Source organism: Polaromonas sp. P1_H6 (genome assembly GCF_056405195.1).
The window spans coordinates 63560-87964 of record NZ_JBFUCN010000019.1; the positions used below are offsets into that span (position 1 = coordinate 63560).

22 protein-coding genes are annotated in these 24405 nt (G+C 64.3%); 10 read left to right on the forward strand and 12 right to left on the reverse strand.

Annotation, left to right across the window (positions count from 1 at the left end):
• Positions 1 to 60: 60 nt before the first annotated feature.
• The 9 genes from AC1D1F_RS17180 to slmA all read left to right on the forward strand — a co-directional run bounded on the left by AC1D1F_RS17180 (position 61) and on the right by slmA (position 10207).
• Positions 61 to 1296 (forward strand): hypothetical protein, encoded by a 1236-nt coding sequence (locus tag AC1D1F_RS17180; RefSeq protein WP_477700786.1) that lies wholly within the window; start codon positions 61 to 63, stop codon positions 1294 to 1296.
• Between the two features lie 13 nt (positions 1297 to 1309).
• Positions 1310 to 2755, forward strand: a complete 1446-nt coding sequence (locus AC1D1F_RS17185) for an MATE family efflux transporter (RefSeq protein WP_477677736.1) — start codon at positions 1310 to 1312, stop codon at positions 2753 to 2755.
• Positions 2683 to 3309 carry a serine O-acetyltransferase gene (locus tag AC1D1F_RS17190; protein WP_477697055.1) on the forward strand — a complete coding sequence of 209 codons (627 nt, stop codon included), beginning with the start codon at positions 2683 to 2685 and terminating at the stop codon, positions 3307 to 3309. Before AC1D1F_RS17185 ends, AC1D1F_RS17190 begins: the two co-directional genes overlap by 73 nt.
• The gene (locus tag AC1D1F_RS17195; RefSeq protein WP_477677734.1) at positions 3306 to 5171 is read left to right on the forward strand and encodes an NAD-dependent epimerase/dehydratase family protein; all 1866 of its coding nucleotides are present in this window, start codon (positions 3306 to 3308) and stop codon (positions 5169 to 5171) included. The genes AC1D1F_RS17190 and AC1D1F_RS17195 overlap by 4 nt, the downstream gene beginning before the upstream one ends.
• On the forward strand, positions 5168 to 6061 hold the full coding sequence (locus tag AC1D1F_RS17200) for an NAD-dependent epimerase/dehydratase family protein (protein WP_477677733.1): 894 nt from the start codon (positions 5168 to 5170) through the stop codon (positions 6059 to 6061). Before AC1D1F_RS17195 ends, AC1D1F_RS17200 begins: the two co-directional genes overlap by 4 nt.
• Positions 6062 to 6138: 77 nt before the next feature.
• The gene (gene argB / locus AC1D1F_RS17205; protein ID WP_477652869.1) at positions 6139 to 7035 is read left to right on the forward strand and encodes an acetylglutamate kinase; all 897 of its coding nucleotides are present in this window, start codon (positions 6139 to 6141) and stop codon (positions 7033 to 7035) included.
• 121 nt (positions 7036 to 7156) lie between these two features.
• The gene (locus AC1D1F_RS17210) at positions 7157 to 7858 is read left to right on the forward strand and encodes a response regulator (RefSeq protein ID WP_436156323.1); all 702 of its coding nucleotides are present in this window, start codon (positions 7157 to 7159) and stop codon (positions 7856 to 7858) included.
• A 106-nt stretch (positions 7859 to 7964) separates the two neighbouring features.
• Positions 7965 to 9395 carry an ATP-binding protein gene (locus tag AC1D1F_RS17215; RefSeq protein ID WP_477697060.1) on the forward strand — a complete coding sequence of 477 codons (1431 nt, stop codon included), beginning with the start codon at positions 7965 to 7967 and terminating at the stop codon, positions 9393 to 9395.
• Positions 9396 to 9556: 161 nt separating this feature from the next.
• On the forward strand, positions 9557 to 10207 hold the full coding sequence (slmA, locus tag AC1D1F_RS17220; RefSeq protein ID WP_477652870.1) for a nucleoid occlusion factor SlmA: 651 nt from the start codon (positions 9557 to 9559) through the stop codon (positions 10205 to 10207).
• A 120-nt stretch (positions 10208 to 10327) separates the two neighbouring features.
• On the opposite strand, the gene manD is transcribed toward slmA, so the two are convergent.
• The 7 genes from manD to AC1D1F_RS17255 form a co-directional block, all read right to left on the reverse strand.
• Positions 10328 to 11539: a D-mannonate dehydratase ManD gene (gene manD / locus AC1D1F_RS17225; protein ID WP_477682796.1), complete on the reverse strand. Its 1212-nt coding sequence runs from the start codon at positions 11537 to 11539 to the stop codon at positions 10328 to 10330.
• 51 nt (positions 11540 to 11590) lie between these two features.
• On the reverse strand, positions 11591 to 12385 hold the full coding sequence (locus AC1D1F_RS17230) for an amino acid ABC transporter ATP-binding protein (protein WP_477678329.1): 795 nt from the start codon (positions 12383 to 12385) through the stop codon (positions 11591 to 11593).
• Positions 12382 to 13041 (reverse strand): amino acid ABC transporter permease, encoded by a 660-nt coding sequence (locus AC1D1F_RS17235; protein ID WP_477678330.1) that lies wholly within the window; start codon positions 13039 to 13041, stop codon positions 12382 to 12384. The genes AC1D1F_RS17230 and AC1D1F_RS17235 overlap by 4 nt, the downstream gene beginning before the upstream one ends.
• Complete coding sequence (locus AC1D1F_RS17240) at positions 13038 to 13703, reverse strand: amino acid ABC transporter permease (protein ID WP_477678331.1); 666 nt, start codon at positions 13701 to 13703, stop codon at positions 13038 to 13040. The genes AC1D1F_RS17235 and AC1D1F_RS17240 overlap by 4 nt, the downstream gene beginning before the upstream one ends.
• Positions 13704 to 13788: 85 nt before the next feature.
• Entirely contained in the window at positions 13789 to 14637 is an 849-nt protein-coding gene (locus AC1D1F_RS17245; protein WP_477678332.1) for a transporter substrate-binding domain-containing protein, read from the reverse strand.
• Positions 14638 to 14693: 56 nt separating this feature from the next.
• Positions 14694 to 15527: a substrate-binding periplasmic protein gene (locus AC1D1F_RS17250; RefSeq protein WP_477697061.1), complete on the reverse strand. Its 834-nt coding sequence runs from the start codon at positions 15525 to 15527 to the stop codon at positions 14694 to 14696.
• A gap of 67 nt (positions 15528 to 15594) precedes the next feature.
• Positions 15595 to 16335 (reverse strand): FadR/GntR family transcriptional regulator, encoded by a 741-nt coding sequence (locus AC1D1F_RS17255; RefSeq protein WP_477652877.1) that lies wholly within the window; start codon positions 16333 to 16335, stop codon positions 15595 to 15597.
• Between the two features lie 127 nt (positions 16336 to 16462).
• Between AC1D1F_RS17255 and AC1D1F_RS17260 the strand changes: the two genes are divergently transcribed.
• Positions 16463 to 18493, forward strand: coding sequence for an SDR family oxidoreductase (locus AC1D1F_RS17260; RefSeq protein ID WP_477700787.1), 2031 nt, complete (start codon positions 16463 to 16465; stop codon positions 18491 to 18493).
• Between the two features lie 4 nt (positions 18494 to 18497).
• On the opposite strand, the gene AC1D1F_RS17265 is transcribed toward AC1D1F_RS17260, so the two are convergent.
• The 5 genes from AC1D1F_RS17265 to AC1D1F_RS17285 form a co-directional block, all read right to left on the reverse strand.
• Complete coding sequence (locus tag AC1D1F_RS17265) at positions 18498 to 19553, reverse strand: malate/lactate/ureidoglycolate dehydrogenase (RefSeq protein WP_477678335.1); 1056 nt, start codon at positions 19551 to 19553, stop codon at positions 18498 to 18500.
• 25 nt (positions 19554 to 19578) lie between these two features.
• Positions 19579 to 21123: a UxaA family hydrolase gene (locus AC1D1F_RS17270; RefSeq protein ID WP_477697058.1), complete on the reverse strand. Its 1545-nt coding sequence runs from the start codon at positions 21121 to 21123 to the stop codon at positions 19579 to 19581.
• A gap of 38 nt (positions 21124 to 21161) precedes the next feature.
• On the reverse strand, positions 21162 to 22556 hold the full coding sequence (locus AC1D1F_RS17275) for a TRAP transporter large permease (protein WP_477652882.1): 1395 nt from the start codon (positions 22554 to 22556) through the stop codon (positions 21162 to 21164).
• 22 nt (positions 22557 to 22578) lie between these two features.
• Positions 22579 to 23133 carry a TRAP transporter small permease gene (locus tag AC1D1F_RS17280; protein ID WP_477700788.1) on the reverse strand — a complete coding sequence of 185 codons (555 nt, stop codon included), beginning with the start codon at positions 23131 to 23133 and terminating at the stop codon, positions 22579 to 22581.
• A 157-nt stretch (positions 23134 to 23290) separates the two neighbouring features.
• A complete protein-coding gene (locus AC1D1F_RS17285) occupies positions 23291 to 24295 on the reverse strand; it encodes a sialic acid TRAP transporter substrate-binding protein SiaP (protein WP_477697151.1) in 1005 nt (334 codons plus the stop codon).
• Positions 24296 to 24405 lie beyond the last annotated feature (110 nt).

Genomic DNA, 24405 nt, shown 5'->3' on the forward strand with positions numbered 1-24405 from the left:
GCGCGCGAATTGTTCAGGGCCGTTGATCCCAAAAAAACCATGCCATCCAGAAACAATCCCTTGACTCTCTGGCTTATTGCCATTGCCCTGCTGTTTCCGCTGTTTTTCCAGCTCTCCGGCGGCATTTACTACAACCCGGAAGTCATTACGGACTCGGGTGGTCTGATCAACAAGTTGCCTTTGCCGATATCAATCATCGCCAGCTTGATCGGAATACTCGCCCTTGCGAGGAATTACAAGCAAGCCTTGCCGGCAGCCATGTTCATCGGATCGTTTTCCGCACTGATGCTGGTGTCCCTGCTGTTTGCCGGGGTCGATCAGCCGATGCAACAGAGAAAGGTGCTGATCGCACTGCAATTCCTGCTGCCGACGATGGGGCTGGTTCTCGGGCAATTGGTGACCGACAAGGGGAGCATTGTGCCGAGGGCCTTCATGTGGGTTCTGTTATTGCTTGTGCCAGTGCAGATCCTCGCGGGCTGGTGGCAGAAGACCCTGACCTTGACGCACAACCTCTACCTGTTCAGCATTTACCAGCACTTCCAGTTTGTACCCGTCATTTTTGTGGCGGCGTTCTGTTTCGTCATGGTGCATTTGTGGGACGAGTACCGGGTGGCATTGCGCTTCCTGACAGCGGTCATGGGTATCTATGCCATTGCCAGCGCATCCTTCCTGGCCATCGGGCTTTACAGCGCGTTTGTCATCGTGTTTTTTGTCCGGAAGATGTGGCAACTGAAGACGGGGCGGCTGATTGGCTTCATCCTGTTTGGCGCGGGTATCGTGGCTGCCGGATTGGTAATTGGCCTCTACTACGGCATCGCGAAGAAAAACACCAGCATCATTGATGACAATGGGCAGTACTTGGGGAAATTCCAGACATTGGCCGACGGGAAAATGCCCGTCAATCTGGAACAGCGCCTGGGTGACTGGAAGCTTTTTCGCGACGGGATCAGCGAGAGTAATCACACCATGCTGCTGGGGCATACGGAGCCGCTGCCGCGCGAAGTCAAAACCAGCGCCCACAACTGGTACCTGGATTTTGTCTACAGCTTCGGCCTGGTGCCGCTGGTACCGCTGCTGGCACTGATGGTGTTCACCGCTTGCCTGCTTTACCGCTCCCGAAAAACGCTGCCTGGGCAAACCTGGTGGCTTGCTGCATTGGTGGCGTTCATGGTGCTGGTGGACAGCAATTTCAAGGTGACCTTGCGGCAGCCCTACCCGGGAATTTTTGCGTTCTTTATTTGGGGCCTATTGCTGACGCGCCTGCGTTCGCATTCGGCACCGCAGCGTGGCGGCTGACGCCGGCGCGCCCATGAGCACGCCCTCTCAAAGCCTCAGGGGCGGAATCCTGATCAGCACGGCGGGCGTGTTCGGCTCGGCCTTTTTGTGGCTGCTCAGCTTCAAGGCCGTTGCGCTGTGGATGGGGCCGGAAGGTGTCGGGCTTTTCTCGCAGCTCAGGCAGATGGCGCAGGCTGCCACGGTGGGGGCGACGTTTGGCGGCACGAATTCCGTCGTCCAGGGCTTGTCTGAGCGTTCGGAAGAAGCGGCCCGCAGGCAATTCCGCGCGACGGCGGCCCGCCTTGTCGGTGTGTCCGGCGTCATGGTGGTGCTGGCAATACTCGCCGCCGCGCCTGCGCTGACCCAGTTTTTCCTGTCGTCCAGTACGCCCGCGCTCGTGGCCACGGTGCGCTGGCTCGCGCTGGCCGTGCTGCTCAATGTGGCCGGGACCTATGCGCTGGCGGTGCTCAATGGCTATCGCTCCTATCCCTATCTTGCCCTGGCGCAGATAGCCGGGCCCGCGGCACTCGTGATGCTGCTGGCGCTTGCATGGTGGTGGCGCTTGCCGCCCGATCCCTTTGTGCTGTCCATGTCTTTTGTGGTGTGCTTCGGTATCACCTGTCTCGCGGGCCTGTTCGGGATCTCGCGTTTGCCCCGGCTTGCCGCCGCATTGCCGCCGCTGGCCAAGGCCGAAAGCCGTGTCTTTCTGAGGTTCGCGTTGTCCAACCTTGCGGCGGCGCTTTCCACCACCCTGGCATTGCTGTTGATCCGGTCCTGGGTGATCGAGGCGCGCGGGCTGGCCTTTGCCGGCCTGTTCGATGCGGGGTGGACATTGACCTTTAACTACACCACGCTGTTCCTGACCGCCTGCAGCGCGATTTACCTTCCGCTGCTGACCCGGGCCACCGACGCGCAAAGCCAGAAGGCCTGCATGCTCAAAACCGCCTACCTGGTCATGGCCGGTGGTGTGCTGGTTTGTTATGGCATGGTCCTTTTGAAAGCTCCGCTGATCAAGCTGCTGTACAGCGCGGAGTTCCAGCCGTCCGGGCAGGTCCTCGCCGTGCTGGTGGTCGCGGTGCTTTGCCGCAGTATTTCATGGGTCTATGGAACCATGATTCTTGCCACCCGGAATTCACGCGTATTGCTTCTCTCCGACCTGGCGCTCAACCTCAGCCTCCTCGCGACCGTCAAGTTCGCGCTTGTGGGCTTTTCTTCCCTGGCGGCGCTGGCCTGGGCATTCGTGCTGCCGAACTTTCTTTACCTGGTGTTTGTGGTGGAATATGCGGGATACAAAAACCCGTTGATGCGGCGCAGGCAGATCTGGCCTTTTCTGCTGGCGGCAACCCTTCCCCTGGTGGCACTGGCGTTGACGGGTGCGGGGGCCGCGCAGGACTGGACCATTGCGCAATGGTGTTGCCTGCTGGTGGGGCCGGCGGTGGCCGCCGCATCCCTGGTTGCTTACAAAAGGGTGGTGTTGTGAAAAATCTACGGGCGGACATCGAGCGTTACCAGCGATTTATCGGACATACCGGGCCGGTTTCCACCCTCAGGCTGGTCGGGAGTTGCTTCAACCCGCGCATGGCGCCGGTGGTCTTGATCCGCCTGGCGGAATTTTTCTTTGAGCGGCGGCTGGGGGTGGTGGCCAAACTGTTCACCATGGCCAATGTCGCCATTTTCGGTATCGAATCATCCCCTCAGGTGAGGATAGGCGGCGGGCTGTTTTTGCCGCATACCGTGGGGACCGTGCTGGGCGCCGAAAAGATTGGCGACAATGTCACCATCCTGCAAGGCGTCACCCTGGGCACGGCGGAGCCGGACAACGGTTTTACCGTATCGCTGCGGCCGGTCATCGGCAACCATGTGGTTCTTGGCGCGGGAGCCAAAGTGATTGGCCGCGTCACCATCGGGGACCACGCCAAAGTCGGTGCCAATGCCGTGGTATTGCAGGACGTGCCTCCCCATGCGATTGCGGTTGGCGTTCCCGCCAGAATCATTCTCCGTACTGAAGCAGACAGCGCCCAGGAAAAAAATTGACACGTCTTTCTCTAAGCGCCTCGCTGGTGCTCTACAAACCGGATCTGGCAACACTGGAGCGCACCCTGTTCGCCTTGCAGGAAGCCGGGCGTGTGGCCAGGGATGATCGCGACCTGTCGCTGGAGCTGACGCTTGTCGACAATTCCTGCGACGCTGCCCTGCACCAGCATCTTGGCCAGTGGCTCGAGGCACGCCGCGCCGCCATGCCCGACTGGACGGTGCATCTGCTGCGCTCGCCCGGTAATGTGGGATACGGAAGGGGCAACAACCTCGTCATTGAAGAAGTCCGTTCGGACTATCACCTTGTGGTGAACCCGGATTTGTTTCTGGCACCCGACGCGCTGCGGGAAGCATTGCGTTTCCTAGAAGACAATCCCGAGACGGGACTGTTGACCCCGGCGGTATTCGGCGAAGACGGGGAGCGGCACTTCCTCTGCAAGCGCCATCCCACTTTGCTGGTGATGTTCCTGCGGAGCTTTTCCCCCAAATGGCTGCAATCGTGGTTCAAGCCGACGCTTGCGGAATTTGAGATGCTGGACTGTGACTATGACAAGCCGATCTTTGACGTGGAGTACCCGACGGGTGCCTGCATGTTTTTCCGAACCAGCGTGCTGCGGCAAATCAGGGGGTTTGACCCGGACTACTTCCTGCATTACGAAGATGCGGATATAGGCCGCAGGGCGCTGCAGGTGGCGCGCGTCATCTATGTCCCCAAGGTCAGGGTCGTGCATCAATGGGCACGGGACACCCATCGTTCATGGGGCTCAAGGCTGGTGACCGTCCGCTCTGGTTTTCTTTACTGGCGCAAGTGGGGCGGCGTATTCAGCAGCCGGCCTGATACCGGGCTCGACAAGAGAACCGTGGCAGCCGGCACGGCCCGGCCTGCCGCGCCGGCAGGGACGGGGAAGACTGTTCTGGTGACCGGGGCCAACGGTTTTATAGGAACGGCTGTCTGCCCTGATTTGGCAGCGAGGGCTTATCGGGTGCGCGGAGTTGCGCGGCACAAGCGTGTTGCCTCCGTCGACGGATTCGAATTCCTGTCAATGGACGAAATTGACGAGAATACGGATTGGGCCGAGGCGCTGGATGGCGTGGACAGCGTGGTTCATCTTGCGGCGCGTGTCCATTTGATGCGAGAAGTCGCAGCGGATCCTCTGGCTGAATTTCGCCGGACCAATGTGGCCCTGACCTTGAACCTGGCGCGGCAGGCCGCGGCTGCGGGGGTGCGGCGTTTTATTTTTATCAGTTCCATCAAGGTCAATGGCGAGGTAACGCCTGTGGGCCAGCCTTTCTCCGCTGACGATGTGCCGCATCCCATCGATCCTTATGGCATCTCCAAGTATGAAGCTGAACAAGGCTTGTTAAAGCTCGCCGCCGAGACCGGCCTGGAAGTTGTGATTATCCGCCCTGTGCTGGTATATGGACGGGGGGTGAAGGCCAACTTCCAATCCATGATGCATTGGCTGGTCAAGGGATGGCCCTTGCCGCTGGGCGCTCTGCCCAACCGGCGCAGTTTCCTGGCACTGGACAACCTGGCGGACCTCATCGCGATTTGTGTGCAGCATCCCGCCGCCGCCAACCAGGTGTTCCTGGCCAGCGACGGGGAAGATCTTTCGATCTCAGGGCTGCTGCGCCGCGCAGGGGTGGCGTTGGGCAAGCCCGCCAGGCTTATTCCGGTGCCGGTCATGATGCTCAGGGGCGGTGCCCGGCTGGTCGGCCAGGAGGCCGTCATGCAGCGGCTGTGTGATTCGCTGCAGGTGGACATTTCGAAAACGCAACGCGTCCTGGGATGGATTCCCCCCGTGGGTGTGGATGATGCGCTGAAAGAAACCGCCCGGTATTTCCGGCAGGGCCGCACATGACAAACGCCGCATCGCATGCCGTATTTCTGACGGGACGCACGAGTACCATCGGATCGCTGCTGCTTGCCTTGTTGCTGCAGCGCGGCTTCCAGGTGTGCGCCTTGGGGCGCCAGCCTTTGGCCCAGGAAGATCGCGTGCCGGGTCTGGCCTGGTTCGAGACGGATCTGGCCAAGCCTGAGCAGGAGTTGCCTCCCGTCGAGGCCGGCACCCTGATCCACACCGCCAGCCTGTGGCTGCTGCCGGGCTGGCTCGAGAAGTTCCACGCGCGCGGTGTGCGGCGCGTGATTGCCTTCAGTTCGACCAGCCGCTTCACCAAGCTGGCCTCGGCCAGCCCGTATGAGCTGGAGGTCGTCAACAAGCTCATCGCGGCCGAAGAGCACTTGATGGCGGAATGCGGGCGCCTGGGCATGGCCTGGACGATCTTCCGGCCCACGCTGATTTACGGCGGCGCCGGCGGGGACCGCAACGTGGCCGACATCGCGCGGCTGATACGCCGCTTCGGCTTTTTCCCGCGCTTCGGCCAGGCCCTGGGCCGCCGCCAGCCGGTGCATGCGCGCGACCTGGCGCTGGCCTGCGTGCAAAGCCTGGACGCGCCCGCGAGCTACAACAAGGCCTACAACCTCAGCGGCGGCGAGACGCTTGCCTATGTCGACATGGTGCGGCGTATCTTTGAAACCCTGGGCCGCAGCCCGGTGTTCATCCCCGTCCCGATCTGGGCCTTCCGCATCGCCGTGCGGCTGGCGCGCCTGCATCCGCGCTTTGCGCACCTGACGGCTGACATGGCGCTGCGCATGCAGGCCGACCTGGTGTTCGACCACCAGGATGCGACGACCGACTTCGGCTACCGGCCCGGCCGCTTCGACCCGGCCTACCTGACCACCCTGCGCTGACCCGCCCCGGGTGCCGGCAATGCTGCACAATTGCGCCATCCTCCCTTTTTAGACCTTTGGCCATGAGCGACACTCCCATGACTGATCCTGACCTTTCCCACGTCGGCCCGCGCGACAAGGCCGAAATCCTGGCCCAGGCGCTGCCCTACATCCGCAAGTTCCACGGCAAGACCCTGGTCATCAAATACGGCGGCAACGCCATGACGGACCCGGCCCTGCAGGCGGACTTCGCCGAGGACGTGGTGCTGCTCAAACTGGTGGGCATGAACCCGGTGGTGGTGCACGGCGGCGGCCCGCAGATCGAGGCGGCGCTGAACCGCCTGGGCAAAAAAGGCCACTTCATCCAGGGCATGCGCGTCACCGACGAGGAAACCATGGAGGTCGTCGAGTGGGTGCTGGCCGGCCAGGTGCAACAGGACATCGTCGGCCTGATCAACCAGGCCGGCGGCAAGGCCGTGGGCCTGACCGGTCGCGACGGCGGCCTGATCCGCGCGCAAAAGCTCAAGATGGTCGACAAGGACGACCCGAACAAGGAGCACGATATCGGCTTTGTCGGCGACATCGTCAGCATAGACCCCAGCGTGGTCAAGGCGCTGCAGGACGACGCCTTCATCCCGGTGATCAGCCCCATAGGCTTCGGCGAGGAAAACGAAAGCTACAACATCAACGCCGACGTGGTGGCCGGCAAGCTGGCCATAGTGCTGAAAGCTGAAAAGCTGGTGCTGCTGACTAACACGCCCGGCGTGCTCAACAAGGCCGGCGAGCTGCTCACCGACCTGAGCGCCCGCGAGATCGACGAACTCTTCGCCGATGGCACGATTTCGGGCGGCATGCTGCCCAAGATCGAAGGCGCGCTGGACGCGGCCAAGAGCGGCGTGAACTCGGTCCACATCATCGACGGCCGGGTGCCGCACGCCATGCTGCTGGAAATCCTGACCGACCAAGCCTACGGGACCATGATTAGATCGCACTAGACACCTCGTGACTACATCCCCAGACTCTTCGCAAGCAGCCACCGTGGAACCGGCTTTGCCGGGCCAGTGGTGGCGCCCCCTTGAGGGGGAGGCGCCGAAGGCGCCTCGGGGGGGAGCGTAGGTGCGACTTCTTTTAGTTGAAGACGACGTGATGGTGGCCAGCGGCATCAAGCTGGGGCTCAGCGACGCCGGTTATGCGGTCGACTGGGTCGGCAGCGCCGAACGCGCCGAGGAAGTCCTGCAGGGCGAGACCTTTGACGCCGCCATCATCGACATCGGCCTGCCGCGCATCGACGGCCTGGAGCTGACCCGGCGCTTGCGCCGCGGCGGCCTGACCATGCCGGTGCTGATCCTGACCGCGCGCGACGCGCTGCAAGACCGCGTGCAAGGGCTGGACCTGGGCGCCGACGACTACATGGTGAAGCCCTTCGAGCTGCCCGAATTGCTGGCGCGCCTGCGCGCGCTGCTGCGCCGCTCGCAGGCCGCCACCAGCGCCACCCTGAGCTTCGGCGCGCTTGAACTCGACACGGCCAACCGCGAGGCCCGCGCCAACGGCCAGCTGATAGAGCTCGGCCCGCGCGAGTGGACGGTGATGGAATACCTGTTGATCAACGCCCCCAAGCCCGCCAGCAAGGACAAGCTCCTGCAGGCCATGACCGGCTGGGACAAGGAAATCACGCCCAACGCCATCGAGGTCTACATCTCGCGCCTGCGCGGCAAGCTCGAGCCGCACGGCATCGCCGTGCGCTCGATTCGCGGTTTTGGCTACCGCCTGGAACTGACGGAAGCCGCGCCCGGCATGCCCGGCGCGGGCGCCGAGTAAGCGCCGGCGCATGGACGCCCCCGGCCGTCCCTGGGCCGACCGCCTGAAGGCCCGCCTGGCCGCCCTGGCCACTCGAACCGGCAACAGCCGCCTGGTGCCGCCGGCCATGAAGTCCGGCCTGCAGCGCCGCCTGCTGCTGCTGTTGCTGGTGCCGCTGGGGATTTTTGCGCTGATCAGCGTGTACTTCGATTACCAGACCGCCGGCAACGTCGCGCTGCAAAAAGACCAGCAGCTGGCGCGGCTGATCCCGTTGCTGGCCGATTCCGTGGTGGGGCCCGGCATCACGCCCGGGGGGCGCGAGCCCCTGCTGCTGCTGGCGCCGGCGGTGGACGATTTCCTCAAGGCCCGCACCGGTTCCGCCGGCTTCCGGATTTCCGACGCCCAGGGCGAATTCATGGCCGGCGAGGCCTGGATCCCCGACCTCCTGCCGGCCACACATGAGACCGAATTCCACAGCATCGAACACAAGGGCGCCACCTACCGTATCGCGGCCCAGCGCGTCAATACGGCTGCGGGTGAGCTGATCGTGCAGCTGGCCGACGGCTCCGACCCGCGCCAGCAGTGGGTGCGCTCCGTGCTGATCAAGGTGCTGCTGCCCAACCTCATCCTGGTGCTGGCCGCAGGCTTCGCGCTCAACTGGGCCGTCACGCGGGCGCTCAAGCCGCTGATCGAGCTCAAGGATGCGGTGGAGCGCCGCAGCCCGCGCGACCTGAGCGCCATAGACCCGCAGACCACGCCCGCCGAGGTCCAGCCGCTGGTCAGCGCGCTGAACCGGCTGTTCAGCCTGGTGAACGACCAGGCCGAGGGCCAGCGCCGTTTTGTGGCCGACGCCGCGCACCAGCTGCGCACTCCGCTGGCCGGGCTGCAGGCGCAGGTCGAGGCCTGGGCGCAGGCCGCCAAGGTCGCGCAAGCCGCGGGTTCGGATGGCGCCGTCACGCTGTCGGCCGAAAAAATCATCAAGCTGCGCAACGCGACCCGCCGCACCTCGCAGCTGGCCAACCAGCTGCTGGCGCTGTCGCGCGCCGACGCCTCGGCGGCCGCCGCCCAGCCCATGCAGCGGGTGGACCTGAAGGATTTGTGCGAATCCATCCTTCCGCTGCACCTGGACGCCGCCGCCCGCAAGGGCATAGACCTGGGGCTGGAGGCCCAGCCCGCCCAGGCCACGGGTTACGAATGGCTGCTGCGCGAACTGCTGGGCAACCTGGTGGACAACGCCGTCAAGTACACGCCGGCCGGCGGCACCGTCACCATACGCTGCGGCCCCGGCGCGCCGCCGGACGACAAGCTGGACCCCGGCCAACGGCGCTCCGGGGTGTTCCTGGAGGTGGAGGATGACGGCCCCGGCATCGCGCCGCACGAACGCGCCAGGGCCTTGCAGCGCTTTTACCGGGTCCAGGGCACGGAGGGCGAGGGCAACGGCCTGGGTCTGGCCATCGCCAGCGAAATTGCCCGGGTCCACCATTCCCAGCTGGAGTTGGGCGACGGCGGTACCGAGGCCTCCGGCCCGCGCGGATTGCGGGTCCGCCTGAGTTTGTAGTCCGCCCGCCACAGTGAGCGCTCGCTGTTACGAAAGAGAACGTTGTAGCTTCGCCTCACGCAGTAAAACCCAGGCATCGCAAGCCCTGATCCGTCACTTCCCTGTGCGAGAATCAATTGCAACGATTTCCGGTTTTTTGAAACATTCTCCATCCATCGCCTATGTCCGACTTAGCGTCTGAATCCGAACTGAGCCCCCAGGCCACGCCAGCATCCGCCGAGCCTGCGGTGCGCAAGCGCCCCAAACCGGGGGAGCGCCGGGTCCAGATCCTGCAGGCCCTGGCGACCATGCTGGAGCAGCCGGGCGCCGAACGCATCACCACCTCGGCCCTGGCTGCCAGGCTGGAAGTGAGCGAAGCCGCGTTGTATCGCCATTTCGCCAGCAAGGCGCAAATGTTCGAAGGCCTGATCGAATTCATCGAGCAAACCGTTTTCACCCTGATCAACCAGATCGGCGAACGTGAACCCGACCACTCGGTCCGCACCCGCAAGCTGGTGGTCATGGTGCTGCAGTTCGCCGAAAAAAATCCCGGCATGACCCGCGTCATGGTCGGCGATGCCTTGGTGTTTGAAAACGAGCGCCTGCAGGAACGCATGAACCAGTTCTTCGACAAACTGGAATCCAGCCTCAAACAAAGCCTGCGCGACGCGGCAGCCGCCAGCGGCGCCGCCACCCCCACGGTAGACGCCCAGGTCCGCGCCTCGGTGATCGTCGCCTTTATGGTCGGCCGCCTGCAGCGTTTTGCCCGCTCAGGCTTCAAGCGCTTGCCATCCGAGCACCTGGAAGCCAGCCTCGCAACGATCCTGGCCTAACCCCGCGATTCTTATCTATTAGGGGCCGCGGAACGGGCTTTGCTAGGCCGCAGGCGCCCGTCCCCTGGAAGGGGAAAAGGCGCTACAAGAAGTGAGCGTCCGATAGGGGTAAGTCAATCCCTACCAATTCCACAAAGTGCCGTCGTGCTGCAGCCGGTTCACCGGCAGGTAAGCGCGCTGGTACGGGTATTTGGCGGCCAGCTTCTCGTCGATCTCCACGCCGTGGCCTGGTGTCTCGCCGCAGTGCATGAAACCCTTGTCGAAGCGGTAGCTGTGCGGGAAGACCTCGTCGGTCTGCTCGGTGTGGCGCATGTATTCCTGCACCCCGAAGTTGGGCACCCAGGTGTCGAAGTGCAGCGCCGCGCCCATGCACACCGGTGACAAATCGGTCGCGCCGTGGCAACCGGTGCGCACCTGGTGCATGGAGGCGAAGTCGGCGATGCGCCGCAAATGCGTGATGCCGCCGGCATGCACGACAGTCGCACGGATGTAGTCGATCAGCTGGTTCTGGATCAGGTCCTTGCAATCCCAGATCGTGTTGAAGATCTCGCCCACGGCCAGCGGCGTGGTGGTGTGCTGGCGGATCAGGCGGAAAGCCTCCTGGTTTTCGGCCGGCGTCGCGTCCTCCAGCCAGAACAGGTGAAAAGGCTCCAGCGATTTGCCGAGCCGGCCGGCTTCGATGGGCGTCAACCGGTGATGCGCGTCGTGCAGCAGATGGATGTCCGGGCCCACGGCCTGGCGCACCGCGTCGAACAGTTTCGGCGTGTGCAGCAGGTATTTTTCGCTGCTCCAGTCGTGCTCGCTGGGCAGGTTGCCGTCGGCCGGCTCGTAAAACATGCTGCCCTTGCCCACACCGTAGACTTTTTCGAGGCCCGGCACGCCGCTCTGCGCGCGTATCGCCTGGTAGCCCATTTCCTTGTAGCGCAGCACCTCGTCCACCGTGTGGGCGATGTCGCTGCCGTTGGCGTGGCCGTAGACCATCACGCCGTTGCGGCTGCGTCCGCCCAGTAGCTGGTACAGCGGCAGGCCGGCGGCCTTGGCCTTGATGTCCCAGAGGGCGGTGTCCACCGCGGCGATCGCGCTCATGGTCACCGGGCCGCGCCGCCAGTAGGCGCCCTTGTAGAGGTATTGCCAGATGTCCTCGATCTGGTGCGCGTCGCGGCCAATCAGGCAGGGGATGACGTGTTCGGTCAGGTAGCTCACGACGGCGAGTTCGCGCCCATTGAGTGTGGCGTCGCCGATGCCGGTCAGGCCTTCGTCGGTTTCAATCTTGAGGGTGACGAAGTTGCGGCCGGGGCTGCAGACGATGACGCGGGCGTTGGTGATTTTCATGAAAAGTCAGGGGGTAAGAAAAGAAAAAATGCGGACAAGGGGGGATGGTGCTCAGCCGTTCCATCCCAGATGGCCGAGGAAGTCGCGCGTGCGCGCGACCGTGGGGTTCTCGAAGATCTGCGCGGGCGGGCCTTCTTCCAGGATGGCGCCGTTTTCAAACACCACCACCCAGTTCGCCACGCGCTGGGCAAAACTCATTTCGTGCGTGACGACGATCATGGTCATGCCTTCCTGGGCCAGCTTCTTCATCACGTTGAGCACTTCGCCCACGGTTTCCGGGTCCAGTGCCGAAGTCGGCTCGTCGAACAGCATCACCTCCGGCTCCATTGCCAGCGCGCGGGCAATTGCCACGCGCTGCTGCTGGCCGCCCGAGAGATTGGCCGGGAAGTTGCCGGCCTTGGACTCCAGCCCGACCTTCTCGAGCAGCACCATGGCGCGTTTGCGTGCGTCGGCCTCGCTCATGCCCAGCACGGTGATGGGGCCCATGGCCACGTTGTCCAGCGCCGTCTTGTGCGGGAACAGCTCAAAGCTCTGGAACACCATGCCCATGCGCTGGCGCACCTTGCGCACCTCGGTTTCACGCGTCGGCAGCGGGATGCCGTCCAGCAGCACGCGCCCGCCGTTCAGGGTCTCGAGCGCATTGGTGCAGCGCAGCAGCGTCGACTTGCCCGAGCCCGAGGGCCCGATCAGGCACATGACCTCGCCCTTGTTGACCTGCAGCGAGACGCCGTTGAGCGCCACAAAATCGCCGTACAGCTTGCGCACGTTTTCATAGACCAGCACGGGCGGCTGGTCCGCCCCTTTGCGCGGGGCCGCGGTGATGTCTTGTGGGGTAGCTGATGTCATTCCTTGACTCCGTATTTTTTGTGGATCCAGTCCACGAGTTTTGCCTGGGGGTAGCCCATCAGCCAGTAGATCGCGGCCATGGCGGTCAGCATCTCCAGCACCCGGAAGGTCTGGGCGCGTATCTGCATCGAGGTGTAGGCCAGCTCGCTGACGGCGATCACCGACACCAGCGAGGTGTCCTTGAACAGCGAAATCCAGGTGCTCGCCAGCACCGGCAGGATGCGGCGCGCCGCCTGCGGGATCACCACCTTGAACATGGCCTGTCGGCGCGACATGCCCATGGCCAGGGCCGCTTCCATCTGCCCCTTGCGGATGGAGTTGATGCCGGCGCGGAAGGTCTCGGCGTTGTAGGCCGAGATGTTGAGCACCAGCGCGACCAGCGCCGTCGTGAGCGCGGAGAACTGCACGTCGAAGGCGATGGGCATCACGTAGAAGGCCCAGTAGATCACCAGGATCAGCGGCAGGTTGCGGAAAAATTCCACGAAAGCCAGCGAGGCCGAACTCAGCAGCTTGTTCGACGACAGGCGCATCAGCGCCAGCAATATGCCGCCCGGCACGGCCAGCAGCATGGTCAGCACCGTCAGGCCCACGGTCATGAGCGCGCCGTCCCACAGCGCGCCGCGGTGCGTCCAGATGACGTTCCAGTCGAAGTTCATGAGCGCCCCAGGTGTGCGAGTTTTTGGTACATGCGGTCGACGACGCGGGTGACCGGGAACAGCACCAGGAAGTACAGCACCATGACGGCCGTGAACACCTCCACCGGCCGGTAGCTCTGGCCGGCCACGGTTTCGGCGCGGTGCATCAGCTCGGGCACGGCGATCACGGTGGCGATGGCCGTGTCCTTGATGGCCATGGTCAGCACCGAGCCGAAGGCCGGCAGCATGCGGATGGTGGCCTGCGGCAGGATGATTTTGCGCAAAATCTGCGCGCGCGACATGCCCAGCGCCAGCCCGGCGCGCGTCTGCCCGGGCCGTATCGATTCAATGCCGGCGCGGATGATCTCCGAGGCATAGGCCGCGATGTGCAGCGTCAGCCCCACCAGCGCGGCCCAGAAGGGCGGAAAGGTCACGCCGGCCAGCAGCGGGAAGGCGAAGTAGATCCAGACCAGCACCACCAGGATGGGGATGGCGCGCATGGTGTCGACGTAAAAAACCAGCACGGTGCTGAGCCAGCGTGGGCCGTAGAGACGCAGCAGCGCGATCACCAGCCCCGACAGGATGCTGGTCACCGCGCTGACCACGCTGAGCAGCACGGTGATGCCCAGCCCGCTGGCGAAGAAACGCCAGTTCTCGATGATCGGTGAAAAGTCCACGTCCATGAAAGGTCCGTCCGGGTTGAATGAGGAAGGGCGGCCCGCCTGCCAGGGCAGCGGGCCGCGCTGGCGGCACGGGGCCGGGCCGGATTTACTTGAGGTTCTGCGTCATGCGCACTTCTTCGGCCTGCAGCTGCGGCTCCATGCGTTTTTCGACTTCACGCAGCCAGTCCAGGTAGACCTGCTCGTTCTTGTTCACGCCCATGCCGGTCTTGATCTCGAAGATCTTGCTGTCCTGGCAGTTGTTTTCTTTCGGGAAAACCGCCAGGCCCTTGACCTTTTTGTTGATGTTGGGCCAGAGCATGCGGTTCAGCGGCGCGACGTCCGAGCGGCCGGCCAGCACTTCCTCGATGGGCGCGACCGAGCCGGAGTTGGCGACGCCGCGCAGCTTGGCTTTGGAGAACTGCTCGCGCACCAGCGGTTCCTCGCCGGCGCCCGAGAAATAGGCCATGGTGATCTCGGGCTTGTTGAAGTCTTCCAGCGTCTTGGCGTTGGTGAACTTCGGGTTGTCGGCGCGGCCGAACATGCAGACGCCGGTGCTGGAGAAGGTCACGAAGTCGATGATCTTGGCGCGCTCGGCATTCTGGTTCAGCGGGCCGATCATGATGTCCATCTGGTTGGCGATCAGCGCCGGCACCTTGGTTTCGTGGCTGACCGGGACCGGCACGACCTTCACGCCCAGCAGCTTGGCGAACTCCTTGCCCAGCAGCCACGACGGGCCGGACCAGGGCTCGCCTTCGCCGGTGGTGTTCTGGGCGAGCCAGGGCGGGTTGTTGACCACGCCGACACGCAGCACGCCGGCCTTGCGGATCGCGTCTATGCGCGGGCTGGCGCCGGGCGCGGGCGGCGTCTGGGCGAAGGCGGCGGCCGATACGCCGGTGGCGACGGCGGCCAGCGCGAGATGCCGGCACAGGCGCAGGGAGGAGGTGATGCGGTTCATGGTTTGTCTCTTTCTCTTGGGTGAATGGGTGGCGTTTGCCGGTGCTTTTCCGGTGCTTACTTGAGTGACTCGATCACGCGCTTTTCTTCCGCGGCGAGCTTGGGTTCCAGTGTTTTTTCAACAGCGCGCAGCCAGTCGATGAAGGCTTGCTGGTTCTTGTCGACGGCCAGGCCCACGGGCGAGGCTTTTTCCTTGCTGCCCTGGCAGTTGTTCTCATGCGGGAACACCGTCAGGCCCTTGACCTTCTGGTTCAGGTTGACCCAGGGCACGCGGTTGATGGGTGCCGCGTCGGCGCGTTTGGCCATGATTTCTTCCACCGGCGCGGTGGCGCCTGAACTCGCGACGGCGCGGAATTTGGCTTTGGGGAAGCGTTCCTTGACCCAGTTCTCCTCGGCGCCGCCCGTGAAGTAGGCGATCGTGATGTCGGGGCTGTTGAGGTCGTCCACCGACTTCACCTTGGCCAGCTTGTCATTGCCCGCGCGGCCGAACATGCAGACGCTGGTGGTGGAATAGATCACGAAGTCCACCACCTTGAGCCGCTCCGGCGTTTCGCCCAGTGGGCTGATGGTCATGTCGACCTGGTTGGCGGCCAGCACCGGCACCTTGGTCTCATGCGACACCGCCACCGGCACCAGCTTGACGTTCAGCAGGCGCGCGTATTCGTTGGCCAGCGTCCAGGCCGGGCCGCTCCAGGCCTGGCCGCCACCCGTGGTGTTCTCGAGCAGCCAGGGCGAGTTCTGCAGAACGCCCACACGCAGCTCGCCGGATTTTTTGATCGCGTCTATGCGGGGGCTGGCGCCGGCCGGCGGTGGCGTCTGGGCCAGCAGCGCGGCGCCCGACAGGCCCAACAGCAGGCCGGCCAGGGTGGCTTTGGGTTTCAGTTTTGGCATGTTCATCTTGTCTCTCTTTGTGTTGTTGGGGGGAAGAACTGTCGGGGCTAAAAGCGTGGGGCCGTATCTAGCGCCAGGCTTGGGCGAACTCGCTGATCACGCGCTCGAGATGGGCGCGCATGGCGGCCCGGGCGGCGATGGGGTCGCGCGCCAGCAAGGCCTTGAAGATGCGCTGGTGGTCCGCGTGCGAAGCCAGGCGCAGCTCGGGCGTGTGGAAGTGGTGTTCGATCTTGGTCCAGACCGGGCCCTTGGCCTGGGCCCACATGGCGCTCACCATCTGCAGCAGCACGCTGTTGCCGGTGGATTCGGCGATGCGCAGGTGGAACAGCTGGTCGGCCGCCTCGTTTTCTTCCTTGTTGTCGATGTGCTCGCGCATGTCGCTGAGCGCCGTGAAGATGCGGTCCAGGTCGCCGTCCTTGCGGGTTTCCGCCGCGACCGAGGCGATTTCCGATTCGATCAGGCAGCGTGCGCGCAGCAGTTCAAACGGGCCGGGGCCGGTTTCCGACATGAAAGGCGAGGAGGCAGGGTTGCCGCGCACCTGCGTCACATAAATGCCCGAGCCGCCGCGCACCTCGACCACGCCCTGCAGCTCGAGCGCGATCATGGCTTCGCGCACCGAGGTACGGCTCACGTCAAACCGCTCGGCCAGCGCGCGCTCCGAGGGGAGCCGTTCGCCGAGCTTGAACTCGCCCTGGGCGATCAGCGCCAGCAGCTGCGTGGCCAGGCGCTGGTAAGAGCGGTCGGACAGTGCCCGGGGTGGGTTGGACGCGTCGTCCGGGGAGGCCGGCTGGATGAGTTGAAGTGCCATGGTGGCTCCAAAGTGGTTGGACCAATTATGGGATTTCAAGGCAATAAAGGCCAATAGTGGTTTACCACTATGGCTAACTGGTTGGTCCAGTTGTTCAATAAAGTCCTTTCATCGGCTGACACTAGGCATGCGCTCACTCTCTCAAACCGTGCTGGATAACGGGGCGGTTCCACCTTCCCTGCATCTCCCCGATTACCCGCGAAGCGCCCTGGCACCCGGCGTGCTGCACCTCGGCCTGGGCGCGTTTCACCGCGCCCACCAGGCGGTGGTCTTCGACGCCTTGCTGCAGGCCGGCGACCCGCGCTGGGGGGTGCTGGGCGTGGCCATGCGCAGCACCGGGCTGGCCGATGCGCTGGCCCGCCAGGACGGGCTTTACACCCTGCAAATCGCGAGCGCGGAAGGGCGGCGCTGGCAGCTGGTCGGCTCGGTGCTGGACACCTGTGTCGCGGCGCGCGAGCCGAACCGTGTCACCGCCGCCCTCGCCGCGCCGGCCACCCGCTGGGTCACGCTGACCGTGACCGAAAAAGCCTACGGCGCCGAGCTCGCGGCGCAACTCGTGGCCGGCCTGGCCGCGCGCCATGCGGCGGGCCTGAGCGGCCTGACCATCGCCTCCTGCGACAACCTGAGCGGCAACGGCGGCAAGCTGCGCCAGCTGTGCCTGGACGCCGCGGCGGCGCAGGACACCGTGCTGGCGCAGTGGATAGAGGACAGCTGCGCCTTTCCCAATAGCATGGTGGACCGCATCGTCCCCGCCGCCACCGCGCAGCACCGGGATGACGCCGCCCGCGTGGCCGGCCTGGACGACGCCTGCGCCCTGGGCACCGAGGCCTTCTGGGAATGGGTGATAGAACGCCACTTCGTGGACCCGGCCGACGGTGCCGCGCTGGCGGCCGCGGGCGTGCAGGTGGTCGAGGACGTCAGGCCGTTTGAAGAGGCCAAGCTGCGCATGCTCAACGGCAGCCACACCGCCATTGCGCTGATGGGCGCTGTCATGGGCCTGCCCACGGTGGCCGATTGCGTGGCCAACGCCGACATCCGCTGGTTCATCCATCACCTGATGACCGACATCGTGATGCCGCAGCTGCAGCGCCCCGGCCTGCCGGCCTACCGCGATGCGCTGCTTGCGCGTTTCGCCAACCCGGACCTGCACCACAAGGTGCACCAGATCGCCTCGGACAGCTCGCTGAAGATTCCCTTGCGCTGGCTGCCCACGCTGCAAACCCGGCTGGCGGCCGGCGCCGACGTCGAGCCGCTGGCCTTCGCGACCGCTGTCTGGATGCGCTACCTGCTGGCCGAAGACGGGCAGGGCCGGCCTTATGCGATTTCAGACCCGGCCGGCGAGCGCCTGCAGGCTCCGGGCACGCGCCCAAACCTCAACCCTGAACACGGAAACATTTCAACCATGATCCCCCAACATCCTCCCATCCGAGATCAGGTCGCCCTCGTCACCGGCGCCAATGCCGGCATGGGCCTGGCGACCGTGCGCGCGCTGCTCGACGCGGGTTACCGCGTTGCGGCAACCGACCTGCGCACGGAAGCTGTGGCCAGCGAACTGGCCCACCACGGCGACCGGCTGGCCTGCTTTGTCATGGACGTGAGCGACTATGCCCAGGTGCATTCGGCCTGCGATCAGATCGAAAAGCATTTCGGACGCATCGACGTTTGCGTCAACAACGCGGGTTTTTTGCAGTACGCCAACTGCGAGCAGACCACACCCGAGCTCTGGCATAAAACGCTGAGGATCAACCTGGACGGCGTGTTCTACGTGAGCCAGCGCGTGGCCCCGGGCATGAAGGCGCGCGGCTTCGGCCGCATCGTCAACATCTCGTCTTTCGGCGCAAAGACCGGCGGCCTGTCGCCGCTGCCCGCCTATGCGGCCAGCAAGGGAGGCGTCACGTCCCTGACCTTCAGCTTTGCGCGTGAATACGCGCCCTTCGGCGTGACCTGCAACGCGCTGGCCCCCACCTTTGTAAAAACCCAGATGCTGACCGAACAGGTCAGCGCCGAGCGCCAGGCCGAGTTGCGGCAAAAAATCCCGGTGGGCCGCTTCTGCGAGCTCGAGGAGCTGGCCCACAGCGTGCTGTTCCTGGCCCATCCGCTGAGCGGCTTCATCACCGGCGAAGTACTGGACTTGAACGGCGGCCTGCAGTTCGACTGAGGCTTCAGTTCGCCAGGCCGACCTTGGCGGCGGCGCCGACGATTTCTTCCCAGGTGCTGGCGTCGATCTCGATGCCATCCCGTTCGCGCTCCACGCGCGCGCGGCGTTCGGGTTCTCCGGCGATCTGCACGGCTTGTATGCCGTCGGCCGGCGGGCTTTTGCGCAGCCATTCGACAAAGGCCAGGGCCTCGGTTTCCATCGCCGATTGTGTGCCCAGCTTGCCGGGGTCAATCAGGATGGTCAGCATGCTGTTGTAGACGGCGCGTGTGCCCACTGTCGGGTGGTGCCAGGTGCCGCCGCCGGTCAGCGCGCCGCCCAGCAGCTCGCAGGCCACAGCCAGGCCGTAACCCTTGTGCTCGCCGAAAGGCATCAGCGCGCCAAAAAAACCATTGGCCTGCGGCACCACCACGACGCCCGGGTCGGTGGTCGGCTGGCCGTGCTCGTCGATCAGCAGGCCGGGCTGTACTGACTTGCCCTGGTTGTGCGCGACGCGCATCTTGCCCTGGGCCACGCGGCTGGTGGCGAAGTCCAACACAAAGGGCGGGCTGTCTTTCAGCGGTATGCCGATGCAGCAGGGGTTGGTGCCGTAGCGGCCGTCGGCACCGCCCCAGGGCGCGACCACCGGCCGCGTCATGACGTTGACGAAGTGCAGCGACACCAGGCCCTGGGTCACGGCCATCTCCGCGAAATGGCCTATGCGCCCCAGGTGGTGCGATTCGGCCAGCGCCAGGATGCAGCTGCCTTGTTCCTTCGCGCGGGCCATGCCCAGCAGCATGGCCTGCTCGCCGACCACCTGGCCGTAGCCGCGCTGGCCGTTGAGGCTCAGCAGCGCGCCGGCATCAAGTACCGTCTTGACCTGCGCGTTGGGCGTCAGGCCGCCCTCGAGCACCGCATCTACATAGCGCGGCAGCATGCCAACGCCGTGCGAGTCATGGCCGCTGAGGTTGGCCATCACCAGGTTGGAGGCGACTTTTTCGGCTTCTTGCGCCGAGCTGCCGGCAGCGGCAAGGATGCGGGCGCAATGGGCCCGCAGGTCTGAGGCTTGGATGTTTTTTTGCATGGGGCTGCGGGGATGGGAAGGAGGTTTACATCACGGCGCCGACTTGCCAGGGCACGAACTCGTTCTGGCCGTAGCCGTGTTTTTCGCTCTTGCTGGGTTCGCCCGAGGCAGTGGCCAACACCATGTCAAAAATGCGTTGCCCCATCTCCTGCACTGACACGCCGCCGTCGATGATCTCGCCGCAGTTGATGTCCATGTCCTCTTCCTGCCGCTTCCACAGCGCCGAGTTGGTGGCGAGTTTGAGCGAAGGCGAGGGCGCGCAGCCGTAGGCCGAGCCGCGGCCGGTGGTAAAGCAGATGATGTTGGCGCCGCCGGCCACCTGGCCCGTGGCACTGACCGGGTCGTAGCCGGGGGTGTCCATGTAGACAAAACCGTGCGCACCCACGGGCTCTGCGTATTCGTACACCGCCTCGAGGTTGGAGGTGCCGCCCTTGGCGACTGCGCCCAGCGATTTTTCGAGGATGGTGGTCAAACCGCCGGCCTTGTTGCCCGGCGAAGGGTTGTTGTTCATTTCGCCATCGTTGATCTGGGTGTAGTGCTCCCACCATTTGATGCGCGAGATCAGTTTCTCGGCGATCTCGGGGCGTACCGCGCGCCGCGTGAGCAAATGCTCGGCGCCGTAGATCTCCGGCGTTTCGCTGAGGATGGCGGTGCCGCCGTGAGCCACCAGCAAGTCCACCGCCGCGCCCAGCGCCGGGTTGGCGCTGATGCCCGAATAACCGTCGGAGCCGCCGCACTGCAGGCCTATGGTGATGTGGGCGGCGCTGCAGGGCTCGCGCTTGACGGCATTGGCCTGCGGCAGCATTTCCTTGATCATGGCGATGCCCTTGGCCACGGTCTTGGCCGTGCCGCCGGTGTCCTGGATGCTGAAGACGCGCAGGGTTTCGCCCTCGCGCAGGCTGCCGTGGGCCAGCCAGGCGTTGATCTGGTTGGATTCGCAGCCCAGGCCCACCACCAGCACGCCGGCGAAGTTGGGGTGCGTGGCATAGCCCGTCAGCGTGCGCTGCAGGATCTGCAGGCCCAGGCCGTCGCTGTCCATGCCGCAGCCCGTGCCGTGCGTGAGCGCCACCACGCCGTCGACGTTGGGAAAGTCTTTCAGCGCCGACGGGTTGTTCTGCCGCGAAAAATGGTCGGAAATCGCGCGCGCGGCCGTGGCCGAGCAGTTCACGCTGGAGAGGATGCCGATGTAGTTGCGCGTGGCCACGCGGCCGTCGGGCCGCTTGATGCCCATGAAGGTCGCCTCCCGTTTGGCCGGCGCCGGCTTCACGTCGGCGCCGAAGGCGTAATCGCGCGCGAAGTCGCCCTTGTCGGGGCCCATGTCCAGGTTGTGCGTGTGCACATGCTCGCCAGGCGCGATGGGCTTGCTCGCGAAACCGATGATCTGGTTGTAGCGCCGTATCGGCTCGCCGGCGGCCAGCGCCCGCGTGGCGATCTTGTGGCCGGCGGGGATCAGGCCGCGCACGGTGATGCTTTCTACCTGGGTGCCGCCCACCAGCTGGGCGCGGGCAATCAGGACGTCATCGGCGGGATGCAAGCGGATAAAGGGCGTGGCGGGGGTCGTGGTCGTCATGGAAGTCATCGTGAAGTTATGGGACGGTTGTACCCCAATCAATAAAACATCTTCGGTAGCCAGAGTACTGCTTTCGGGAAGTAGGTGATGATGCCCAGGCTTAGCAGCAGCGGCACCAGCCAGGGCAGGATGGCGATGGTGGTGCGTTCCACCGACAGGTTCGCCACGCGCGCCAGCACAAACAGCACCATGCCCATGGGCGGGTGCAAGAGGCCGATCATCAGGTTGAGCACCATGACCAGGCCGAAATGCACCGGGTCTATGCCCAGTTGCGCGGTGATGGGCAGGAGGATGGGCACCAGGATGGTGATGGCGGCGGTGGGTTCCAGGAAGCAGCCGACGAAGAGCATCAGCAGGTTGGCCAGCAGGAGGAACACCCAGGGGCTCTGGGTAAAGCCGAGCACCCAGGCGGCGATCGCCGTGGTCACGCCGGTGGCCGTCAGCATCCAGCCGAAGATGGACGCGGCCGCCACGATGAAGAGCACGGTGGAGGTGGTTTCAACCGTATCCAGGCAGACCTTGACGAACATCTTGAATTTGAGCGCCTTGTACCAGAAGAAGCCCAGTACCATGGCCCAGACGCAGGCCGCAATCGCGCCCTCGGTGGGCGTGAAAAGGCCTGTCGTCATGCCGCCTATCAGCAGCACCGGCGTCATGATGGGCAGCACGGCCTCGAATTTAAAAATCTTGTCGAGCACGAACAAGGCGATGAGCCCGGCAATCACCGTGACCTGCGCCGGTGCGCCGGCCTTGCTGATCAGCAGCCACAGCACCAGCGGCCAGGCCGCGACCACGCCGAGCTCTATCAGGGCTTTGCCCAGCTTGCTGGCCGAGAACTTGATATCGGCGCCCCATTTGTTCTTATGCGCGAAGTAAGCCACGGTCAGCATCATCAGCACGGCCATCAGCAGGCCTGGCAACAGGCCGGCCAGGAACAGCGCGCCAATCGACACGTTGGCCATCATGCCGTAGATCACAAAAGGCAGGCTGGGCGGGATGATGGGGCCCAGCGTGGCCGATGCCGCCGTCACGCCGACGGCGAATTCCGAGGAGTAGCCGTGCTCCTTCATGGCCTTGATCTCGATGGTGCCCAGGCCGGCCGCGTCGGCGATCGCCGTGCCGCTCATGCCGGCGAAGATCACCGAGCCCAGCACGTTGACGTGGCCCAGGCCGCCCTTGAGCCAGCCCACCAGCGCCAGCGCGAAGTTGTAGATGCGGGTGGTGATGCCGGCGTTGTTCATCAGGTTGCCGGCCAGGATGAAGAAGGGCACGGCCAGCAGCGGGAAGCTGTCTATGCCCGACACCATGCGGTGGATCACCACGAACGGCGGCAGGTTGCCGGTGACCAGGATGTAGACCAGCGAGGCGCCCGCCATGGCGATGGCGACCGGGATGCCGGCGCCCATGAAGATCAGGAAAAATATTTTGAGCATGATGGTGAGGGGTGCTTCGCGTTCAGCGGTCTTCCATGGTGGATTCGGGGCGTTCCAGCACGCTGTAGCCGCGGCGGTAATGAATCAGGGCGACCTGCAGCGAGCGCACCAGCATGGCGGCAAAACCGAGCAGGCACAGGCCGTAAACGATGTTCATGGGCAGGTCGACGATGGTCATGCGGGTCTGGTTGCCGATTTTTTCCATCATCTGCACGGTCATGAACACGGCCGCGCCGTAAAAGGCGATGCGCAGCACGTCCGTCACGGTCGACATGACGCGGCCCATCTTCGCCGGCATGTGGCGGTAGAAAAAATCCACCTGGATGTGGTTGTTCTTGGCCACGCCGATGGCCGCGCCTATGAACACCACGGCGATCAGCTCGTAACGCGCGATCTCCTCAGTCCACGCGGCCGAGTCGTTGAAAACATAACGCGTGATGAACTGGTACAGCACCGTGGCGCCCAGCACCCAGAAAAACGCCAGGGCCAGCCAGCCCTCGACGGTGGTGGAAGACAGGTCCACCGCCTCATCCTCGGTGTGGAATGAACCGTCGTCGCTGATGATTTTTTCAGTCATCGTGTCTCCTTCATTTTTGTATTCAGCAAGGCGCCGGTAGTCGCCCGAAAAGCGTAGCGAGCGGTCCGAGGTCGCGTCGAGAAGCGCAGTCGTACTCCGGTACGGCGAGCATCACAGGCGCGAGATCGGGCCGCGCAGTAGCTTTACGGGCGGCTACTTACTTGAGGTTGATGATGCGGTCGTAATCGGCCTGGCGGTAGCCCTGGTCAGCCGGCGAGGTGTTCTTCAGCACCGCCGCGCGGAAGGCGTTCTTGTCGACCGTGATCACGTTGTTGCCTTTTTTCTTGAACTCCTCGACCAGCCGGGCTTCCGAGGCGATGATTTCGCGGCCGGTTTTTTCGGCGGCTTCCAGCATCACGTCGCTGAAGATCTTTTTCTCGTCGGCGCTGAGCTTGCCCCAGAGCTGGCCCGAGACCACGGTCAGCAGCGAGTCGACGATGTGGCCGGTCAGCGAGATGTTCTTCTGCACCTCATAGAATTTTTTCGCCTCGATGGTGGGCAGCGGGTTCTCCTGCGCGTCCACCGTGCCGTTTTGCAGCGCCAGGTAGACCTCGGCGAAGGCAATCGGGGTCGGGTTGGCGCCCAGCGCCCTGGGGAAAGCCATATAGGCCGGTGCGTCCGGCACCCGGATCTTCAGGCCCTTCATGTCTTCCGGTTTGGTGATGGGGCGCGCGGCGCTGGAGGTCACGTGGCGCGCGCCGTAGTAATTGAGCGCGGTGATGTGGTTGCCGCTTTTCTGGTCGTAGCCGGCGGCGAGTTCCCTGAACACATCGCTGTTGGCGAACTTGAGCTGGTGCTCGGCGTCGCGGAAGATGAAGGGGAAATAGCCGATCGCCAGCGGCTGGTAGGTGCGGCCGGCAAAACTCGCGCCCGTGAGGATGATGTCCACCGTGCCCAGGGTCAGGCCCTGGTTGATGTCGGCTTCCTTGCCCAGCGTGGAGGCCGGGAACACCTGGATCTCATACTTGCCGTTGGTGCGCTTCTTGATCTCGTCGCCGGCCCAGACCGACCACTTGTGGAAGGGCTCGGAGGTTTCATAGACGTGCGCCCATTTGAGCTTGGTCTGCGCCGAGGCAATGCCGGAAAAGCCCAGGGCCCCCGCCATCAGCGCGCAGGCGGCGATGGCTTTGACGGCGAATCGTTTGTTGTGGAATGCATTCATGGTTGTCTCCTCAAAGGGTGTTGCTGGCATGAAAAGGGAAAACCGGCGCGCGCGCCAGCACGCACGCCGTGAAGCCGGGGTCTAAGAGCCTGTTCAATGTCTAAACGAGG

Excerpts from the sequence above, each read along its gene's own strand:
- argB (WP_477652869.1), top strand. The coding sequence starts at position 6,139 with ATGACTGATCCTGACCTTTCCCACGTCGGCCCGCGCGACAAGGCCGAA.
- AC1D1F_RS17190 (WP_477697055.1), top strand. The coding sequence starts at position 2,683 with ATGGTGTTGCCTGCTGGTGGGGCCGGCGGTGGCCGCCGCATCCCTGGT.
- slmA (WP_477652870.1), top strand. The coding sequence starts at position 9,557 with ATGTCCGACTTAGCGTCTGAATCCGAACTGAGCCCCCAGGCCACGCCA.
- AC1D1F_RS17215 (WP_477697060.1), top strand. The coding sequence starts at position 7,965 with ATGAAGTCCGGCCTGCAGCGCCGCCTGCTGCTGCTGTTGCTGGTGCCG.
- manD (WP_477682796.1), bottom strand. The coding sequence starts at position 11,539 with ATGAAAATCACCAACGCCCGCGTCATCGTCTGCAGCCCCGGCCGCAAC.
- AC1D1F_RS17250 (WP_477697061.1), bottom strand. The coding sequence starts at position 15,527 with ATGCCAAAACTGAAACCCAAAGCCACCCTGGCCGGCCTGCTGTTGGGC.
- AC1D1F_RS17240 (WP_477678331.1), bottom strand. The coding sequence starts at position 13,703 with ATGGACGTGGACTTTTCACCGATCATCGAGAACTGGCGTTTCTTCGCC.
- AC1D1F_RS17270 (WP_477697058.1), bottom strand. The coding sequence starts at position 21,123 with ATGACGACCACGACCCCCGCCACGCCCTTTATCCGCTTGCATCCCGCC.
- AC1D1F_RS17200 (WP_477677733.1), top strand. The coding sequence starts at position 5,168 with ATGACAAACGCCGCATCGCATGCCGTATTTCTGACGGGACGCACGAGT.
- AC1D1F_RS17280 (WP_477700788.1), bottom strand. The coding sequence starts at position 23,133 with ATGACTGAAAAAATCATCAGCGACGACGGTTCATTCCACACCGAGGAT.
- AC1D1F_RS17275 (WP_477652882.1), bottom strand. The coding sequence starts at position 22,556 with ATGCTCAAAATATTTTTCCTGATCTTCATGGGCGCCGGCATCCCGGTC.
- AC1D1F_RS17230 (WP_477678329.1), bottom strand. The coding sequence starts at position 12,385 with ATGACATCAGCTACCCCACAAGACATCACCGCGGCCCCGCGCAAAGGG.
- AC1D1F_RS17185 (WP_477677736.1), top strand. The coding sequence starts at position 1,310 with ATGAGCACGCCCTCTCAAAGCCTCAGGGGCGGAATCCTGATCAGCACG.
- AC1D1F_RS17235 (WP_477678330.1), bottom strand. The coding sequence starts at position 13,041 with ATGAACTTCGACTGGAACGTCATCTGGACGCACCGCGGCGCGCTGTGG.
- AC1D1F_RS17265 (WP_477678335.1), bottom strand. The coding sequence starts at position 19,553 with ATGCAAAAAAACATCCAAGCCTCAGACCTGCGGGCCCATTGCGCCCGC.
- AC1D1F_RS17260 (WP_477700787.1), top strand. The coding sequence starts at position 16,463 with ATGCGCTCACTCTCTCAAACCGTGCTGGATAACGGGGCGGTTCCACCT.
- AC1D1F_RS17285 (WP_477697151.1), bottom strand. The coding sequence starts at position 24,295 with ATGAATGCATTCCACAACAAACGATTCGCCGTCAAAGCCATCGCCGCC.
- AC1D1F_RS17245 (WP_477678332.1), bottom strand. The coding sequence starts at position 14,637 with ATGAACCGCATCACCTCCTCCCTGCGCCTGTGCCGGCATCTCGCGCTG.
- AC1D1F_RS17255 (WP_477652877.1), bottom strand. The coding sequence starts at position 16,335 with ATGGCACTTCAACTCATCCAGCCGGCCTCCCCGGACGACGCGTCCAAC.